Annotated in this window: 16 protein-coding genes, 1 tRNA gene and 1 riboswitch; of the genes, 7 read left to right on the forward strand and 10 right to left on the reverse strand. The window is 65.8% G+C overall.

Translation table 11 applies throughout. The features are described 5' to 3' along the window. Nucleotides 1-5: 5 nt before the first annotated feature. From xylA to P6U31_RS34470, 3 genes are all read right to left on the reverse strand, one after another. Complete coding sequence (gene xylA, locus P6U31_RS34460) at nucleotides 6-1,328, reverse strand: xylose isomerase (RefSeq protein WP_407186046.1); 1,323 nt, start codon at nucleotides 1,326-1,328, stop codon at nucleotides 6-8. Further along, the gene (gene xylB / locus P6U31_RS34465) at nucleotides 1,329-2,783 is read right to left on the reverse strand and encodes a xylulokinase (protein ID WP_407186047.1); all 1,455 of its coding nucleotides are present in this window, start codon (nucleotides 2,781-2,783) and stop codon (nucleotides 1,329-1,331) included. A gap of 81 nt (nucleotides 2,784-2,864) precedes the next feature. Next, complete coding sequence (locus P6U31_RS34470; protein ID WP_407186048.1) at nucleotides 2,865-3,905, reverse strand: LacI family DNA-binding transcriptional regulator; 1,041 nt, start codon at nucleotides 3,903-3,905, stop codon at nucleotides 2,865-2,867. A gap of 114 nt (nucleotides 3,906-4,019) precedes the next feature. Here P6U31_RS34470 and P6U31_RS34475 point away from each other — a divergent pair, with 114 nt between their 5' ends. Next, nucleotides 4,020-4,550 carry a DUF1003 domain-containing protein gene (locus P6U31_RS34475; RefSeq protein ID WP_407186049.1) on the forward strand — a complete coding sequence of 177 codons (531 nt, stop codon included), beginning with the start codon at nucleotides 4,020-4,022 and terminating at the stop codon, nucleotides 4,548-4,550. A gap of 30 nt (nucleotides 4,551-4,580) precedes the next feature. Here the strand turns inward: P6U31_RS34475 and P6U31_RS34480 are convergent, their stop codons facing one another. Further along, nucleotides 4,581-5,045, reverse strand: coding sequence for a GNAT family N-acetyltransferase (locus P6U31_RS34480; RefSeq protein ID WP_407186050.1), 465 nt, complete (start codon nucleotides 5,043-5,045; stop codon nucleotides 4,581-4,583). Nucleotides 5,046-5,083: 38 nt separating this feature from the next. After that, nucleotides 5,084-5,665 carry a helix-turn-helix domain-containing protein gene (locus P6U31_RS34485; protein WP_407186051.1) on the reverse strand — a complete coding sequence of 194 codons (582 nt, stop codon included), beginning with the start codon at nucleotides 5,663-5,665 and terminating at the stop codon, nucleotides 5,084-5,086. A 169-nt stretch (nucleotides 5,666-5,834) separates the two neighbouring features. Here P6U31_RS34485 and P6U31_RS34490 point away from each other — a divergent pair, with 169 nt between their 5' ends. Beyond that, entirely contained in the window at nucleotides 5,835-6,827 is a 993-nt protein-coding gene (locus P6U31_RS34490) for an alpha/beta fold hydrolase (protein WP_407186052.1), read from the forward strand. A gap of 5 nt (nucleotides 6,828-6,832) precedes the next feature. Here the strand turns inward: P6U31_RS34490 and P6U31_RS34495 are convergent. Further along, a tRNA-Gly gene (locus P6U31_RS34495) sits at nucleotides 6,833-6,906 on the reverse strand. 175 nt (nucleotides 6,907-7,081) lie between these two features. On the opposite strand from P6U31_RS34495, the gene P6U31_RS34500 reads away from it, so the two are divergent. From P6U31_RS34500 to P6U31_RS34515, 4 genes are all read left to right on the forward strand, one after another. After that, the gene (locus P6U31_RS34500) at nucleotides 7,082-7,660 is read left to right on the forward strand and encodes a methylated-DNA--[protein]-cysteine S-methyltransferase (protein WP_407186053.1); all 579 of its coding nucleotides are present in this window, start codon (nucleotides 7,082-7,084) and stop codon (nucleotides 7,658-7,660) included. Between the two features lie 10 nt (nucleotides 7,661-7,670). Continuing rightward, nucleotides 7,671-8,510, forward strand: a complete 840-nt coding sequence (locus P6U31_RS34505; RefSeq protein WP_407186054.1) for a helix-turn-helix transcriptional regulator — start codon at nucleotides 7,671-7,673, stop codon at nucleotides 8,508-8,510. A gap of 123 nt (nucleotides 8,511-8,633) precedes the next feature. Continuing rightward, nucleotides 8,634-8,993, forward strand: coding sequence for a VOC family protein (locus P6U31_RS34510; RefSeq protein WP_407186055.1), 360 nt, complete (start codon nucleotides 8,634-8,636; stop codon nucleotides 8,991-8,993). Between the two features lie 146 nt (nucleotides 8,994-9,139). Beyond that, nucleotides 9,140-9,541 carry an SRPBCC family protein gene (locus P6U31_RS34515; protein ID WP_407190040.1) on the forward strand — a complete coding sequence of 134 codons (402 nt, stop codon included), beginning with the start codon at nucleotides 9,140-9,142 and terminating at the stop codon, nucleotides 9,539-9,541. A 275-nt stretch (nucleotides 9,542-9,816) separates the two neighbouring features. On the opposite strand, the gene P6U31_RS34520 is transcribed toward P6U31_RS34515, so the two are convergent. The 4 genes from P6U31_RS34520 to P6U31_RS34535 all read right to left on the reverse strand — a co-directional run bounded on the left by P6U31_RS34520 (nucleotide 9,817) and on the right by P6U31_RS34535 (nucleotide 14,233). Continuing rightward, the gene (locus P6U31_RS34520; RefSeq protein WP_407186056.1) at nucleotides 9,817-11,262 is read right to left on the reverse strand and encodes an MATE family efflux transporter; all 1,446 of its coding nucleotides are present in this window, start codon (nucleotides 11,260-11,262) and stop codon (nucleotides 9,817-9,819) included. A gap of 208 nt (nucleotides 11,263-11,470) precedes the next feature. Further along, complete coding sequence (locus tag P6U31_RS34525; protein ID WP_407186057.1) at nucleotides 11,471-12,523, reverse strand: hypothetical protein; 1,053 nt, start codon at nucleotides 12,521-12,523, stop codon at nucleotides 11,471-11,473. A gap of 104 nt (nucleotides 12,524-12,627) precedes the next feature. Next, nucleotides 12,628-13,044 (reverse strand): PAS domain S-box protein, encoded by a 417-nt coding sequence (locus P6U31_RS34530; RefSeq protein WP_407186058.1) that lies wholly within the window; start codon nucleotides 13,042-13,044, stop codon nucleotides 12,628-12,630. A 52-nt stretch (nucleotides 13,045-13,096) separates the two neighbouring features. Beyond that, nucleotides 13,097-14,233, reverse strand: a complete 1,137-nt coding sequence (locus P6U31_RS34535) for a 2'-deoxycytidine 5'-triphosphate deaminase (protein WP_407186059.1) — start codon at nucleotides 14,231-14,233, stop codon at nucleotides 13,097-13,099. A gap of 80 nt (nucleotides 14,234-14,313) precedes the next feature. Continuing rightward, nucleotides 14,314-14,393, forward strand: a riboswitch (SAM riboswitch). 74 nt (nucleotides 14,394-14,467) lie between these two features. Here P6U31_RS34535 and P6U31_RS34540 point away from each other — a divergent pair. Beyond that, a complete protein-coding gene (locus P6U31_RS34540; RefSeq protein ID WP_407186060.1) occupies nucleotides 14,468-15,655 on the forward strand; it encodes an O-succinylhomoserine sulfhydrylase in 1,188 nt (395 codons plus the stop codon). Nucleotides 15,656-15,667 lie beyond the last annotated feature (12 nt).

A 15,667-nucleotide genomic window follows, 5' to 3' on the forward strand; every position in this document is an offset into this window, starting at 1 on the left:
CTCCCTCAGACATGGCGGTTGACCAGGGATTCCAGACATTCCTGCCGGCCCGAGCGCGGCTGCGGATCGAAGCCGGGGGCAAGCGCGCGGTCGGCGAGATCGGTGAGCGAACGCTGGCCCGCGAGAATGGCGCGGCCTTCGGGGCCGGACCATCCCTCGTAACGCCTGGCAAGCGGGCCGGTGAGCACGCCGGCATCCAGCATGTCGGCGGCAGCGAGGAATGCCCGCGCGCAGGCATCCATCGAGCCGACATGGGCATGGATGAGATCATCGGGGTCGATCGATTGCCGTCGGATCTTTGCGTCGAAATTGAGCCCGCCCGAGGTGAAGCCGCCGCGGTTCAGGATCTCGTGGAACACCAAGGCGAGCTCCGGCACATTCATCGCGAACTGGTCGGTGTCCCAGCCGAGCAGATCGTCGCCGCGGTTGATGTCGAGCGAGCCGAACACGCCGAGCGCCTCGGCGAGCGCGACCTCGTGATGGAAGGAGTGGCCGGCGAGGATCGCGTGGTTCTGCTCGATGTTGAGCTTGACGTCTTTCAGGAGGTCGTAGCGTTCGAGGAAGCCATAGCAGGTGGCGACGTCGAAATCATATTGATGCTTGGTCGGCTCCTTCGGCTTCGGCTCGATCAGGATCGGGCCCTTGAAGCCGATCTTGTGCTTGTGCTCGACGACGAGGGAGACGAAGCGGCCTAGCTGGTCGAGCTCGCGCTTGAGGTCGGTGTTGAGCAACGTCTCGTAGCCCTCGCGCCCGCCCCACAGCACGTAGTTCTGGCCGCCGAGCCGGTGCGTCACCTCGAGTGCGGCGCGGACCTGGCCGGCAGCATAGGTGAAGATCTCGGGGTCCGGATTGGTCGCCGCGCCCGCCATGTAACGCCGATGCGTGAACAGGTTGGCCGTGCCCCAGAGCAGGCGCACCTTGCTCGCGGCCATCTTGTGCTCGAACAGATCGGCGATCGCATTGAGATTGGCGACGGACTCCGCGAGCGAGGTGCCCTCCGGCGCGGCATCGACGTCGTGGAAGGTGAAGTAGGGCACGTCGAGCAGGCGGAACAGCTCGAACGCCACATCGGCCTTGGCGCGTGCCTGCGCCATCGCATCGGTGCCGTGGTGCCAGGGTCGCAGGAACGTCTCGCCGCCGAAGGGGTCACCACCCGGCCAGCAGAACGAATGCCAATAGCAGACCGCAAAGCGCAAGTGATCCTCGAGCCGGCGGCCATGGACCATGAGATCCTTGTCGTACCAGCGGAAGGCGGGCGCCTGTCCCGCGTCCTGGCCGGCAAAGGCGACAGGTGCAGTTGCATCGAAGAATTTGGTTGGCGCGTTCACTTAAACAGTCTCCTTCAATGCGGGATAAAGCCCGCGCCACCGCTGATAGGCCTCGTCATAGGCCTCAGCGACGGGCTTCCGCGGCGTGAAGCTGGCGAGCCGCCGCGGACGGGTGCAGACCTCTGCAGCTCGCTCGCCGGTCGCTGCGAGCCGGCCGAGCCGCGCGGCGCCGAGGGCCGCTCCGACCTCGCCCTCCTCGACGCGGTGAACGGGAATGCCGAGCACATCGGCGCAGATCTGCGCCCACAGCGGCGAGCGCGAACCGCCGCCGACGAGATCGACCTCGGCAATGGGCCCGTTCGCCGCGCCGAGAGCCGCCAGATTGTCGCGCGCGGCGAAGGCGACGCCTTCGAGCACGGCCTGCACGATCTGGCCGCGTCCGGTTGCACCGCGCAAGCCGACGAAGGCGCCGCTCGCGGCAGCGTCATTGTGCGGCGTGCGCTCGCCGTCGAGATAAGGCAGGAACTTGATCGGGCTCGGCGCATCGACGCGCTCGCCGAGCGGTGACAGGAGCGCTGCGGCCGGCGTCTCCATCACGCCGGCGAGCCAGGCCAGTGAAGCCGCGGCGGACAACATCACGCCCATCTGATGCCAGAGGCCGGGCAGCGCGTGGCAGAACGCATGCACGGCCGATGCCGGCGCCGGCGCGAAACGGTCGGTGACGCGGAACAAGACGCCGGACGTGCCCAGCGACAGAAACGCATCGCCCGGCGCGATCGCGCCGAGCCCGATCGCGCTCGCGGCATTGTCGCCCGCACCGCCGGCAACCACGACATTCTTCGCCATGCCCCAGCGCTGCGCGTAGGCCGGCGCGAGCACCGCGCTGATCGCGCTGCCCTCGACGAGGCGCGGCATGTGGTGGAGATCGAGCCCGGTGGCATGCAGCAGCAAGGCCGACCAGCGCCGCTCGCCGACATCGAGCCACAGCGTGCCGGCAGCGTCGGACATGTCTTCGACCATCTCGCCGGTGAGGCGATAGCGGACATAGGCCTTGGGCAGCAGCACCTTTGCAACGCGCTCGAAGATCTTTGGCTCATGCCGCGCGATCCACAGCAGCTTCGGCGCCGTGAAGCCGGGCATTGCCAGATTGCCGGCGATCGCATGCAGCGAGGGACAGCGCCGCTCCAGTGCGGCGCATTCGGCCTGCGAGCGGCCGTCGTTCCAGAGGATCGCGGGCCGCAGCGGCCTGCCATCCTCGCCGAGCAGCGTCGCACCGTGCATCTGGCCCGACAGGCCGATGCCGGCCACATTCGCAACCTCGCGCGGGTGGCCGGCCGCGAGATCGTCGACGGCCCCGACCGTCGCATCGACCCAGGAATCGGGATCCTGCTCGGACCACAACGGGCGCGGATGCGACAGCGCAAGCTCACGCGTTGCCGTTGCGAGGATCGCGCCGGCTTCGCTCACGAGCACCGCTTTCACACCCGACGTGCCGATGTCCAATCCGAGATACAAACCGTTCTCCTCCTTGCCTATTGCGATGCGCGATCTTGATGTCGCGCTGTGCGCTACGGCCCGCTCGATAAACGCCTGCCGCTAGGGCAGATTGTCCCGCATCACGATGTCGATCCTGATCTTCTCCTGCTCGCTCAAGATCGGCTCGCCGCGGGCGAGCGCGAGAAGCACGCGCACGGCGGCGCGCGCTTCATGTCCGGGGTTCTGCGAGATCGCGGCATCCATCACGCCCTGCAGCAGCAGCCGGCGCGTCAGCACGGTGACGTCATGCCCGACGAACACCAGCTTGTCGCGGCCGGCATCGCTCAACGCCTTGGCGACGCCTTGCGTGCCCGCGCCGACATTATAAAGGCCGACGATGTCGGCATGCCGGCCGAACAGCCGCGCCAACACCTGTTCCGAACGATCGTCCTGGTCGCGCCCTTCCAGCACCGGCAGAACGCTGAGATCAGGAAATTCCGACGCCATCACCTGGTTGAAACCGAAGATGCGTTCGGCATGGTCGCGCAGGCCCTGCGAGCCAGCGACGATCGCGACCTTGCCGGACCGCTGGCCAACCAGCCGTCCGACCAGGGCGCCGGCGGTGCGCCCCGCCGCGATGTTGTCGATGCCGACATAATGGTGGCGCCGCGACGACGGCACGTCCGAGACCAGGGTCACCACCTTGGTGCCGGCATCGACCAGATCGTTGATCGCAGCGCGAACGCTGGGGTGGTCCAGCGCCACCACGGCGACGCCGTCGAAATCGCCTGATAGCGCCTCGAGCGAGGCGGCAAGCACTGCGGGATCGAACACGTCAGTTGCCACCATCTCGACGCTGAGGCGCCGAGCCGAGAGCCAGGCCGACATCTCGCCGAGATAAGCCTCGATCTGCTGCATGAACGGGTTCGACCCCGACGGCATCACGAAGGCAAAGCGGCGGGCGCGGCCGCGCGCGAGCTCGGCGGCCGCGACGTGGGGCTGAAACGCATTGCGCTCGATTGCCGCCTTGACGCGTCGCACGGTTTCCGGCCGGACACCCGGCCGGTTGTGCAGGACGCGGTCTACCGTCGCGAGGCTGACGCCGGCCTCGCGGGCGATGTCCTTCAGCGTCAACGCGGTCGCGGTGAGGGTCTCGGCCATGGTTGAAGGCTAGCAGAGGTGTTTTGAGGTGCGCAACTCATTTTGAGGCGATAGCCGTCATTTTGCGGGGCCCGGAGCCGAGGAACAGGTCTTCCCGGCGGTCGTTGCCGCCGGGTGCGTAACGACATCACTCATGATCCCGGCGAGGGCCTGAGCCCGACGCTGGAACGCAACATCCGGGCGCTGGTCGAGCGCCGCCGTGGGGAGCAGCAGGCTGCCACGGGCCAGGAGAAGCTCGCCGACGCGATCACGGTCTTCACCGGCAGCATGACCTTCGTTTATCTCCACCTCGCGATATTCGGCTTCTGGATCATCGCCAATCTGCATTGGGTGCCGGGAATCCCGGCCTGGGACGAGAGCTTCGTCGTGCTGGCGATGATCGCTTCGGTGGAAGCTATCTTCCTCTCCACTTTTGTTTTGATCTCGCAGAACCGCATGACCGCCGCCGCGGACAAGCGCGCCGATCTCGACCTCCAGATCAGCCTGCTCGCCGAGCACGAGCTGACCAAGGTTGCCCGCCTGCTCACTCAGATCGCCGAGCGGCTCGACGTCCAACCCGACTCCAAGCGCGAGCTGGAGGAAGCCGCCCGCGACATCGCGCCCGAGCGTGTGCTCGACAAGCTCGAAGAGACGCGGAAGAGTTGAGGCTCGATGCGCGTCACGCCGTCTGCAAGTTCAGCTTGCGGTCAGATCGAGCGTCAGGAACAGACTGTTGGGGTCTTCGACATAGCCTTCGAACGGGTCGCACAGGACGAAGCCGTGCGCCTGGTAGAGCGCATGCGCCGGCTTGAAATAGTCCCATGAGCCGGTTTCGAGGCTGAGCCGCGTCAAGCCGCGCGCGCGGGCTTCCGTGATGACGTGGCGGAGCATCTGGCCGCCGAAGCCGCGCCGCCGCGTAGCCTGCAGCGTGTGCATCGACTTCACCTCGCCATGGCTGGCTGAGAGCGTCTTCAGCGCGCCGGTCGCAACCAGCAGCTCACCGTCCCAGCCGGTCCAGAACGCGACGTCGCTGGCGCGAAGGCCCGTCAGATCAAGCGCATGCGCGCTGCCCGGCGCGGTCTGCGCCCGCGCAGACGTGACGTGATGATCGAGCAGCGCGACGACGCGCGGATCGAAAGTGTCGCCGGTCCGGATCTGCATTGTCGGCCTCATTTCACGTTCGTGAGCGATTGGTGGCATCACATTTTCCCGTAGGAGGAGCCGCGCCGCGTGATGATGACGTAGCGCGCGTCCTGCTTGGTTTCGTTCTCGAAGGTCACCGCGCGCATCACGTCGAAATCCAGGCAGTCGCCCTCGCGCAGGCGCAGCGTCTTGGCGTCGATGTACACGGCTATCGCCCCCTCCAGCATCAACAGCTGCTGGGTAAACGCATTGCGGCCCCAGGGGCTGTACAGCACCCGCGCGCCGGCCGGCAGGTCGACGACGATGATTTCGATGCCGCTCGCCGCGTCCGTCGGCGAGGCGTGCCGCCGGCGATAGCCGCTGTCGGGATCGCGCCAGAGCGGCTGGTCCGCAAGCCGCACCAGCCGCTCCGGCGGCTTCTCGGCGAGCGCGACGACATCGCTCAGCGTGACGTCGAGCGCCGCGCAGAGCTTGTTGAGCAGCGAGGCCGTCGCGCTGCTCTGCGCCCGCTCCACCCGCCCGATCATGGCCCGGCTGACGCCGGAGCGCGTTGCCAATTCGTTCAACGTCATGCCCGCCTGGGTCCTCAGCGTCTTCAAGCGGCGACCGATCGCACGGTCGAGTTTCTGCTGGTCCATGGCCTCATCCGAACATTGCCCGGCGCAGGGACCGCATCCACCGGACAAGAGGAGCTTAGGACGGGCGCGGCGTGCGTGCCGGGAGCAAGAGGCTAACATATTAGAATCTTTGAGGAGCCCGAAGTGCGGATTAGAATGCGCACAACCGCAGTGAACGGGAGGCGATGACATGGGCGAGCCGATGCAGCGGACGATCAGGGCGAACGGCATCAACCTCAACATCGCCGAGCAGGGCGAGGGGCCGATGGTGCTGCTTTGCCACGGTTTTCCGGAAGGCTGGTACTCCTGGCGCCACCAGCTCGAGGCACTGGCAGCGGCGGGCTACCACGCGGTAGCGCCCGATATGCGCGGCTATGGCAAGAGCGACCGGCCCGAAGCGATCGACCAGTACACGATCCTCCACATGGTCGGCGATCTCGTCGGCGTGCTCGACGCCTTCGAGGCGAAAGACGCCGTTATCGTGGGGCATGACTGGGGCGCGACGATCGCCTGGCACACGGCGCGCCTGCGGCCGGATCGCTTCCGCGCCGCCGCCATCCTCAGCGTGCCTTTTCGGCCACGGATCCCGGTGCGGCCGACGAGCGTCATGCCGCAAACGGCGGATGCGCAGTTCTATCAACTGTACTTCCAGGACCCGGGTGTTGCCGAAGCGGAGTTCGAAAAGGATCCGCGCGCAACGCTCGGCGCCATGCTCTACGGTGGCTCCGGCGAAGGCGCGACGGCGATCCGCGCCCATTCCGAGAGTCAGGGCCGACCCGTCGCCGTCGGCATGGTCTCCCGCAAGGATGGAATGCTGCCAAAAGTGCAGCTGCCGCTTCCGTCGTGGCTGAGCGCCGCCGACCTCGACCGTTACGGCGCCGAGTTCGCCCGCAGCGGATTTCGCGGACCGCTCAACTATTACCGCAACATCGACCGCAACTGGGAGCTGATGGGGGCTTTCGAGGGGGTGAAGGTGGTGGTGCCTTCACTCTTCATCGCGGGCGACCACGACATGGTCGTCGCGTTCCCCGGCGCGGCCGAGCACCTCGCCAACATGAAGCAATGGGTGCCGCATTTGCGCGGCATCAAAATGCTGCCCGGCTGCGGACACTGGACACAGCAGGAGCGGCCGGCGGAGGTGAACGCGGCGATCGTGGAATTTCTGCGAAACCTGCCGAACTAAGCGCTTGGAGCGGGCGAAGGGAATCGAACCCTCGTATGCAGCTTGGGAAGCTGCCGTTCTACCATTGAACTACGCCCGCTTATGCGCGGCTGGCGCGCCCGTCCTGATTAGCCGAGACGGCGCCCGCCGCCAAGCGGTTTGGCGACCCAAGCCGAACGCTTCTTGACGTTTTGGCAAGATTCTGGGTGCGCCGGATTGTGGCGGTGTTATGATCTTACATCTGGGGCGAGACGTGCACTGAGTGGGGCGTGTGCATGGTGGGGCGCGGCTACGCGATATTCGACACGGCCATCGGCCGCTGCGGCATCGTCTGGAGTGCGACCGGAGTCGTCGCCGTGCAATTGCCGGAGGCGCGGGAGATCGACACCCGCCGCCGCATCTTCCAGATCGATCCCGAGGCGCGCGAGCAGCGGCCCTCCGCAAATGCCGAGCTTGCAATCGAGGGCATCGTTGGCCTGCTGCAAGGCAGCGATCCCGATTTTTCCGAGGTCAGCCTGGATGCGGGCGGCGTGTCCGGTTTCAACCGGCGCGTCTATGAGTTCGCCTGCTCCATTCCGCGGGGGGAAACGCGGACCTATCACGAGGTTGCCAAGGCACTGGGCGCCTCCGGCGCAGTGCATTCGGTAGCGCAGGCGATCGCCAAAAATCCCTACATGCTGATCGTGCCCTGCCATCGGGTGCTGGAAGCCGGCAATTACAGCGACCGGCTCTCGCCCTATGGCGGGGTGATCTCCAAGCGGCGGCTGCTGGCGCTGGAGGGCGCCCATCCCGTCGCCAGCAAGACGCTGTTCGAGGTGCTACTGCCCGTTGCCCCCTCGCGGCCGTCCACCTAGATAAGACGGCATGGACGCGACCACGTTGCTGACGTCACAATCGATGACCGTCTCCGAGTTTCGCTGCGACGCGGGACCAGACGACACGCCGTTCGCCGAATGCCGCACCGAGCATTCCATCGCCTATGTCCGCTCGGGCAGTTTTGGCTGTCATTGCCGCGCCGGCTTCTTCGATCTGGTGGCGGGCTCGATGCTGGTCGGCGCGCCCGGCGAGGAATACACCTGCACGCATGAGCATGTCAGCGGCGACGTCTGCCTCGGCTTCTTCCTCAGCGAGGACCTGGTCGATGCCCTCGGGGGACGACGCGAGATCTGGCAGGTCGGCGCCACGCCGCCGTTGCCCGAACTGATGGTGCTGGGCGAGCTCGCCCAGACGGCGGCAGATGGCAACAGCGACATCGGCCTCGATGAAGTCGGCCAGATCCTGGCCGGCCGTTTTGTCGATGTCGTTTCGGGCAAGCCGCGCAAGCCGGCCACGCCGACCGCGCGTGACCGCCGCCGCGCGGTTGAGGCCGCGCTGTGGATCGACGACAATTCACATGCCGAGATCGACCTCGAACAGGCAGCCAAGCAGGCGGGCCTCAGCCCGTTCCACTTTCTGCGGCTGTTCTCGAGCGTGCTCGGCGTCACCCCACATCAATATCTCGTCCGCTCGCGGCTGCGGCACGCGGCGCGGCTGCTCGCCGACGACGACATCGCCGTCACCGACGTCGCCTATGACGTCGGTTTCGGCGACCTCTCCAACTTCGTCCGCACCTTCCACCGCGCCGCCGGGGTCTCGCCGAGCAAGTTCCGCCAGGCCTCGCGCGGGGAGCGCGGCATCTTCGCCGAGCGCCTCGTCCTCAACTGAGGAGGCGCCGGCGAATTAGCCGGGTTCCGAGCGCAAGATTCTCCAAGAGCACCCCGCCTCGTCCCAACTAGGTTCGTCTCCGGCGCGCGCCACTTTCGGCGCGCTTTGGACATGGAGACGATCATGTACGACCACATCGGACTTCGCGTTGCCGACCTCGACGCCGCGACGCGCTTCTACACCGCGGTGCTGGCGCCACTCGGCTACGTCCTGTGCTCGAGCGGCGACGGTTATGCCGGCTTCGGGCCGAAGGGCGAGCCGGCGTTGTGGCTGCACCTGAACAAAGGGCGCAAGGCCGACGGCGCGCACATTGCGTTTCGCGCCAAGGACCATGACGCGGTCAAGGCGTTCCACAGCGAAGGCTTGAAGAGCGGCGGTCGCGACAATGGCGGCGCCGGGCTACGCAAGGACTACAGCCCGACCTATTACGCGGCGTTCCTGATCGATCCCGATGGCAACAATGTCGAGGCGGTTTGTGTGTGAGGCTCTAGGCACTCGCTCCGTCATTGCGAGGAGCTCTTGCGACGAAGCAATCCAGACTGCTTCCGCGGAAAGATTCCTGGATTGCTTCGCGACGCTCGCAATGACGATGTTTGTTGCAATCACCGAACATCGTCAAGGACACCTTCATGGCCTCCATTCACAACGACATTCTCCTAGAAGCCCCGGCACACGACGTGTGGGACGCGGTGCGCGACTTCGGCGCACTGCACGAACGGCTGGTGCCCGGCTTCGTCACCGCTTGCACGCTCGACGGCGATGCGCGCATCGTCACCTTCGCCAACGGCTCGGTGGCACGCGAGGTGCTGGTCGATTGCGACGATGCGCGGCGGCGTCTCGTCTATGCCATCAACAACGAGCGACTGAAGCACTACAGCGCCTCGGTGCAGGTGATCGCCGAGGGCGAGCGGAGAAGCCGTTTGGTGTGGATCATCGACATGCTGCCGAACGAGCTTGCACCTTACATCCAGGGACAGACCAAGGACGCCGTCATCGCCATCCAAAAGGCGTTTCCGCCTACTGCGGCCTGACTGCCCTTTGTGCGTTCCCTCACAGAGCGCCGCCCTCGCCAGCCTTCACCATGACGGCGTCAATCCGGTTGGCTCCGCTCTCGTGGCGGCGCCTATGGCAGCGACATGATGGCGATGATCCCGCAATTGATGCGGCTCGCTAATGTCGGCGGCGGCGGCCGTCGCCGCCACAAGCATCGCTAACGCATGATCCGGAAACATGGGCAGCGGTTTTTCGGAAAGATCATGACAACAGACTAAAGCGCGATGACGATTCATCCTCATCGCATGGCGCTTTAGTCGGCGGCGCCGGACAGAGCAGGCCTGATCGCAGCCTTGCTACCACGCGGCCCCCAGCGCGTCAGCACGACGCTGGAGCACGAGAGCAGGCCGAGCACGACCATCGAGCTCGCAGCCAGCCAGAAGAAGCTCTGCGCGCTGGCCTCGTGGGTGGTCAACCACCATCCGACGACCGAGATGTAGATCAACCGCGCCGTCTGCGCGAGCACCGGCCCGATCACCTTGGCGGCGCCTTGCGACGAGAAATACATCGTCGTGGCAAGGCCGAAGAACGCGTAGAACGGACCGACCGTCGAGAGATATTGATGGCTTGCGGCGCGCACGGCCGCGCTGTCGGTGAAGATGTTGATCCAGAGATCGGGGAACATCGCCACGATGCAAGCGGGCGCGCCCACGGCGACGAAGGCGGCAGCGCTGGCGATCCAGGCGATGCGCCGGGCGCGCGCGATGTTGCCTGCGCCGATCGCCATCCCCACCATCGGCACGCAGGCGATGCCGAACGAGAATGCGATCGAGGTCAGCAGGAATTCGAGCCGCGCGCCGACGCCGTAGCCGGCGAGGATCGCGGTGCCGAACTTCGCCAGCATGTGGGTGAAGATCGAGATCGTCAGCACCGATTGCAACGGCGAGAAGCAGGCGATGGCGCCGACCTTCAGAATGTCCAAGAACATCGCCCATTGGATGCGCAGGCCGCGCAGCCGCGGCGTGATCCGCGCGCGGCCGGAGAACAGGTACCAGCCCATGATGCCGATGTTCATGGTATAGGCGATCAGGGCGCCGGCGGCGACGCCGCGCATCCCGAATTGCGGCACCGGCCCGAGCCCGAGGCCGAGCGTGCCGCCGAGGACGATCTGCCAGGCTGCGGAATTGAGAATAAGGAACGACGGCAGCTTCATGTTGCCGGTGCCGCGCAGCACGCCGGCCATGGTGTTGAGCAGCCAGGGCAGCACGGCGCCGCCGAAAAACACCTGCGTGTAGGCGACCGCATGGGTCAGCACATCGCCGCGGCCGCCGAGCATCTCGAGCACTTTGGGCCCGAACATCAGCATGCCCAGCATGAAGACGAGGCCGAAGCTGATGCCGATCAACATCGCATGCACGGCCAGCGTGCCGGCGCGATCGCGGTTCCCCGCACCGAGCGCGCGTGCAATGGCCGACGCTACCGCACCACCCATGGCGCCGCCCGACATCGTCATGGTCAGGATCACGGTCGGGAACACCAGCGCCATCGCCGCCAGCGCCTCGACGCCGAGCCGGCCGATATAGGATGTCTCGGCGATCACCGTGCAGGTGCCGGCCGACAGCGCGATCACGTTGGGCCAGGCGAGGCCAAGCAGCGTGCGCAGGATCGGCCCGTCCGTCAGCGCGCTTCGCACCGGCCGCGGGGGCGGCGGCAGCGGACGCTCTTGTTCATCGACCGGGATTTCGGCGATGTCGGACATGTCCTCTCCGGGGCACGAGCGCCATTGGCGGCGCGGCAATGCGTAGGTGTGCCAATAAATTTGTTCGCGCGGGGCGCGTCGAAAGGCTTGTTAGCACGATGTGCAGCGATTCCTCCTGCGTTGGGTGCAGGCGTGCCCTGCGACAGCGCATTTCCTTCTCCCGCTCCCCGCCTGCGGGGAGAAGCGAACTGCGCCGTAACAGCATCGCTTATCCGATCGTCCAGACCAGCGGCGGGCGCCCGCCTGCCGCTGCGCGCAGGTGTACACCGATATGTCGGCCGCATCCGGCAGCCAGCCCTTCAAACAATCCCTCCAGCACTTTTGCGCAGGCGCGATGATAGTCGGTGACATCGCCCATCAGCCTCCAGCTCTGCTGGCGGATTTCAAAACTGCCTTCGGATTGCGTGGTCACGGCCGAATCATCCTGCGCAGCAAACAGCGCGTTCAGGAACGCAGCAAACTCTTTCGCGCCGCCGCGCCTCATCGCGAGCGCCGCCGCAACCTCATCAAAGTACTGCATACCAATCAGCTTGCCGGTGAGGCGCAGCAGATAGCTGGCATCCTCGGGGCCGAACAGCTGTACCATCACGGGTGCGGCGGTGCGCACATATTCCATCGCGTAGTTACGATAGGCCTTTTCGAGTCGCGGCTTCGGCCAGCTCGCCACGGGAAGCGCCGGCGCCGTCGTGGCGTCGAACGGCGGCGCTTCGAGATGGCGCGCGAACACGAGCCGCTGGTCGAGCTCGAGCGGATGGTCGTATTGGTGGTAGTACCCTTCCAGCCCGTCCTGGCCGTCGACGCTCTGCTTGGTGCAGACGAAGCCCAGCCTGATATCACCCAGCGCGACGCCGTTGTTGGCGTGCCAGCCGCGCAGCATCGCACGGGAGACCTCGCCCGGCACGCCGCAGATCGCAGTGCCTTTCCAGATCCAGCGCGGCGGCGGATAACGAATCCAGGCCTTGGCGTCGCTCTCATACATGTATTCGACATGCACGCCGCCGATCCAATTGGAGAGGTAGTGATATTGCGCGGCCGCGACCGCCGGCGGCAGATGATCGATGCCGAGTTTCCTGAGCCCCGGCAGGAAGCGCTCCTGCTGCTGACGGCGGAAGACGCGGAAGACAAATTCAGCCGCATCGGCGGTACCACGACGCGTGACGACGGTGAGGATGAGACCGGTGAAATAGGCGTGATAGAGGTCGGCCACCGCGCGCCAACGCTGCCATTGAGCTTCCTGCGCGGGATCTGATGCGGTGGTCATGTTTGCTCCCGATCGTTCTTTCGATCGAGTGTGTCACCGCCCCCTTTGGCAAGCAACATGACGTCCATGCAGGGCGCTCTGCACGAGCGCTCGCCAATTCCGCATCACGAAGTTTGCGGCGGCGCCTTGGCCGCGCGCTCTCGCTCGACCCGATCGGTGACGTCGCGCGCCATCGCGACAGATCCGAGAATGCCGCCGCTGGAATCCCGCACCAGGGCGAAGGTCATCTCGATGTAGAGCTTGCGTCCGCTCTTGTGCAGCGCGCGGGTCAGCGTCGGCTTGCCCGCAAGCTTCATCGTGCCGCTCGCGAGCGCAGCTTCAAACCCCTTCCAGTGCGCGGCGCGCAGATGCTCGGGAATGATCAGATCGAGATTCTGGCCGAGTGCCTCCGCCGCGGAGAAGCCGAACAGGGCCGTCGCTGCACGGTTCCATCGCATGATCGTGCCGGAGCGATCCGAATAGATCAGTGCATCCGCGACGTCTTCGGCGATCTTTGCGTCGAGCTCGGATGGGTTGGTCATCTCGTCACCTCGCAGGTAGCCCCGTTGGCTCCATTCGGGCTACGCGATATCGCTACACCCGGAAATGCTTCGATAGTTTGAGGCCCTGGGCCTGGTAGTTCGAGCCGATACGCTGGCCGTACATCGCGTCGGGACGGGCCAGCATCTTCTCGTAGACGAGGCGGCCGACGATCTGGCCGTGCTCCAGGATGAACGGCACTTCGCGCGAGCGCACTTCCAGCACGGCGCGCGATCCTAGCCCGCCGGCGCCGGCGTAGCCGAAGCCAGGATCGAAGAATCCGGCATAATGCACGCGGAATTCGCCGACCAGGGGATCGAACGGCACCATCTCCGCGGCGTAGTCGGGTGGCACCTGCACGGCTTCCTTGGAAGCGAGGATATAGAATTCGCCGGGATCGAGGATCAGGCTGCCGTCGGGACGGGCCGAAATCGGCTCCCAGAAATCCTCCACAGCATAGCCGGAGCGGCGATCGACGTCGACGACCCCGGTGTGGCGCTTGGCGCGGTAGCCGACAAAACCGTTCGCCTTCTCGCCGGAGAGATCGACCGAGACGGCAACGCCGCCGGACAGATCGGCATCGTCGATGTCGACGAGACGCTCGGCGGCATGCAGCGCATCGAGCTCGTCGGCATTGAGGATGGCATCGCCGGTGCGGAAGCGGACCTGGCTGAGGCGCGAGCCTTCGCGCACCAGCACCGGAAACGTCTTCGGACTGATCTCGGCATAGAGCGGACCGTGATAGCCGGCGCCGATCATGTCGAAGCGGCGGGTGCCGTCGGCGATCACACGGGTGAAGACGTCGAGCCGGCCGGTCGAGCTCTTCGGATTGGCGGCCGCGACGATCTCCGGCGGCAGCGCCAGGCTTTCCAGCAGCGGCACGATGTACACGCAGTTGGTCTCCAACACCGCGCCGTCGGCGAGGCTGAACTCGTGCAGCTTCAACTCGTCGATGCGCTCGGCGACGGTGGCGCCAGGACCGGGGAGGAAGCTGGCGCGGACGCGATAGGCGATGTCGCCGAGGCGCAGATCGAGGCTGGCCGGCTGGATCTGGCTCTCGACGAAGTCGTAGGCGGGCAGGATGAGCCCCGCCTCCGCCATCGCCGCGATCATGCGGTCGGGCAGGATACCATTGGCGTCGGGCGCGACCGTGAACGTCAACCGGGGATCCTCATCAGGGGCCAAATGCATCCGGACATGCGGGAAATACAAGTCTTTTACGGCTATCCGATGGACGCCTTGACGGAAAGGGCATTGCAGAATATGAGCATCACTTATCCCGTGGTGATTTGAGCCGGCCGGCTTGCAGCCACGTTAAATAAGTCGCTAAACAGGCCGGGGACCTCTGTGATCCCGGCCCGTGGAGATATCCAGGCCGGTTTTTTTGTGACCGTTTTCGACGAAGCGGTCATGTCGGAGGTACCTATGTCGAAGTCGACCGCCAACTACCGTCCCGAAACCCGCCTGGTCCATTCCGGCACCCTGCGCTCGCAATATGGCGAGACGTCGGAGGCGCTGTTCCTGACGCAGGGCTACGTCTACAACAGCGCCGAGGAATGCGAGGCGCGGTTCAAGGGCGAGGATCCGGGCTTCATCTATTCGCGCTACTCCAATCCCACCATCGCGATGTTCGAGCGCCGCATGATCGAGCTCGAGGGTGCCGAAGCGGCGCGCTCGGCGGCGACCGGCATGGCCGCGGTGACGACCGCGATCCTGGCACCGCTGAGGGCCGGCGATCACGTGGTCGCCTCGCGCGCGCTGTTCGGCTCGTGCCTCTACGTCATTCAGGACCTGCTCCCGCGCTACGGCATCGAGACCACGCTGGTCGACGGGCTCGACCTCGACCAATGGCAGCGCGCACTGCGGCCGAACACCAAGACGTTCTTCCTGGAGAGTCCGACCAATCCGACGCTGGATGTGCTCGATATCCCCGGCATCGCCGAGATTGCACACAAAGGCGGCGCGCGGCTCGTCGTCGACAACGTGTTCGCAACGCCGATCTGGCAGAGCCCGCTGGCGCTCGGGGCCGATGTCGTGGTCTATTCCGCGACCAAGCATATCGACGGCCAGGGCCGCTGCCTCGGCGGCATCATCCTGTCGTCGGAAGCCTTCATCGCCGAGCACATCCACAATTTCATGCGCCAGACCGGCCCGTCGATCTCGCCGTTCAACGCCTGGGTTCTGCTCAAGGGCCTGGAGACGCTCGGCGTGCGCGTGCGCGCGCAAACCGACACGGCCGCACGCGTCGCCGAGGTGCTGGCGAGCCATCCGAAGATCTCGCGGCTGGTCTATCCAGGCCGTGCTGATCATCCGCAAGCGGCATTGGTGAAAAAGCAGATGCGCGGCGGCTCAACGCTGGTCGGCTTCGAAGTCAAGGGTGGCAAGCAGGCCGCATTCCGCGTGCTCAACGAGCTCAAGCTTGCGAAAATCTCGAACAATCTCGGCGACGCCAAGAGCCTCGTCACCCATCCGGCGACCACGACGCATCAGCGCCTGAAGCCGGAAGACCGCGCCGCGCTCGGCATCAGCGAGGGCTTCATCCGCTTCTCCGCGGGGCTCGAGCACGCCGACGATCTGATCGAGGATCTGACCGCTGCGCTGGAGAAGGCGTGATCTTCTTACCCT

It is taken from the genome of Bradyrhizobium centrosematis, assembly GCF_045571495.1.
GTDB classification, from domain to species: domain Bacteria; phylum Pseudomonadota; class Alphaproteobacteria; order Rhizobiales; family Xanthobacteraceae; genus Bradyrhizobium; species Bradyrhizobium centrosematis.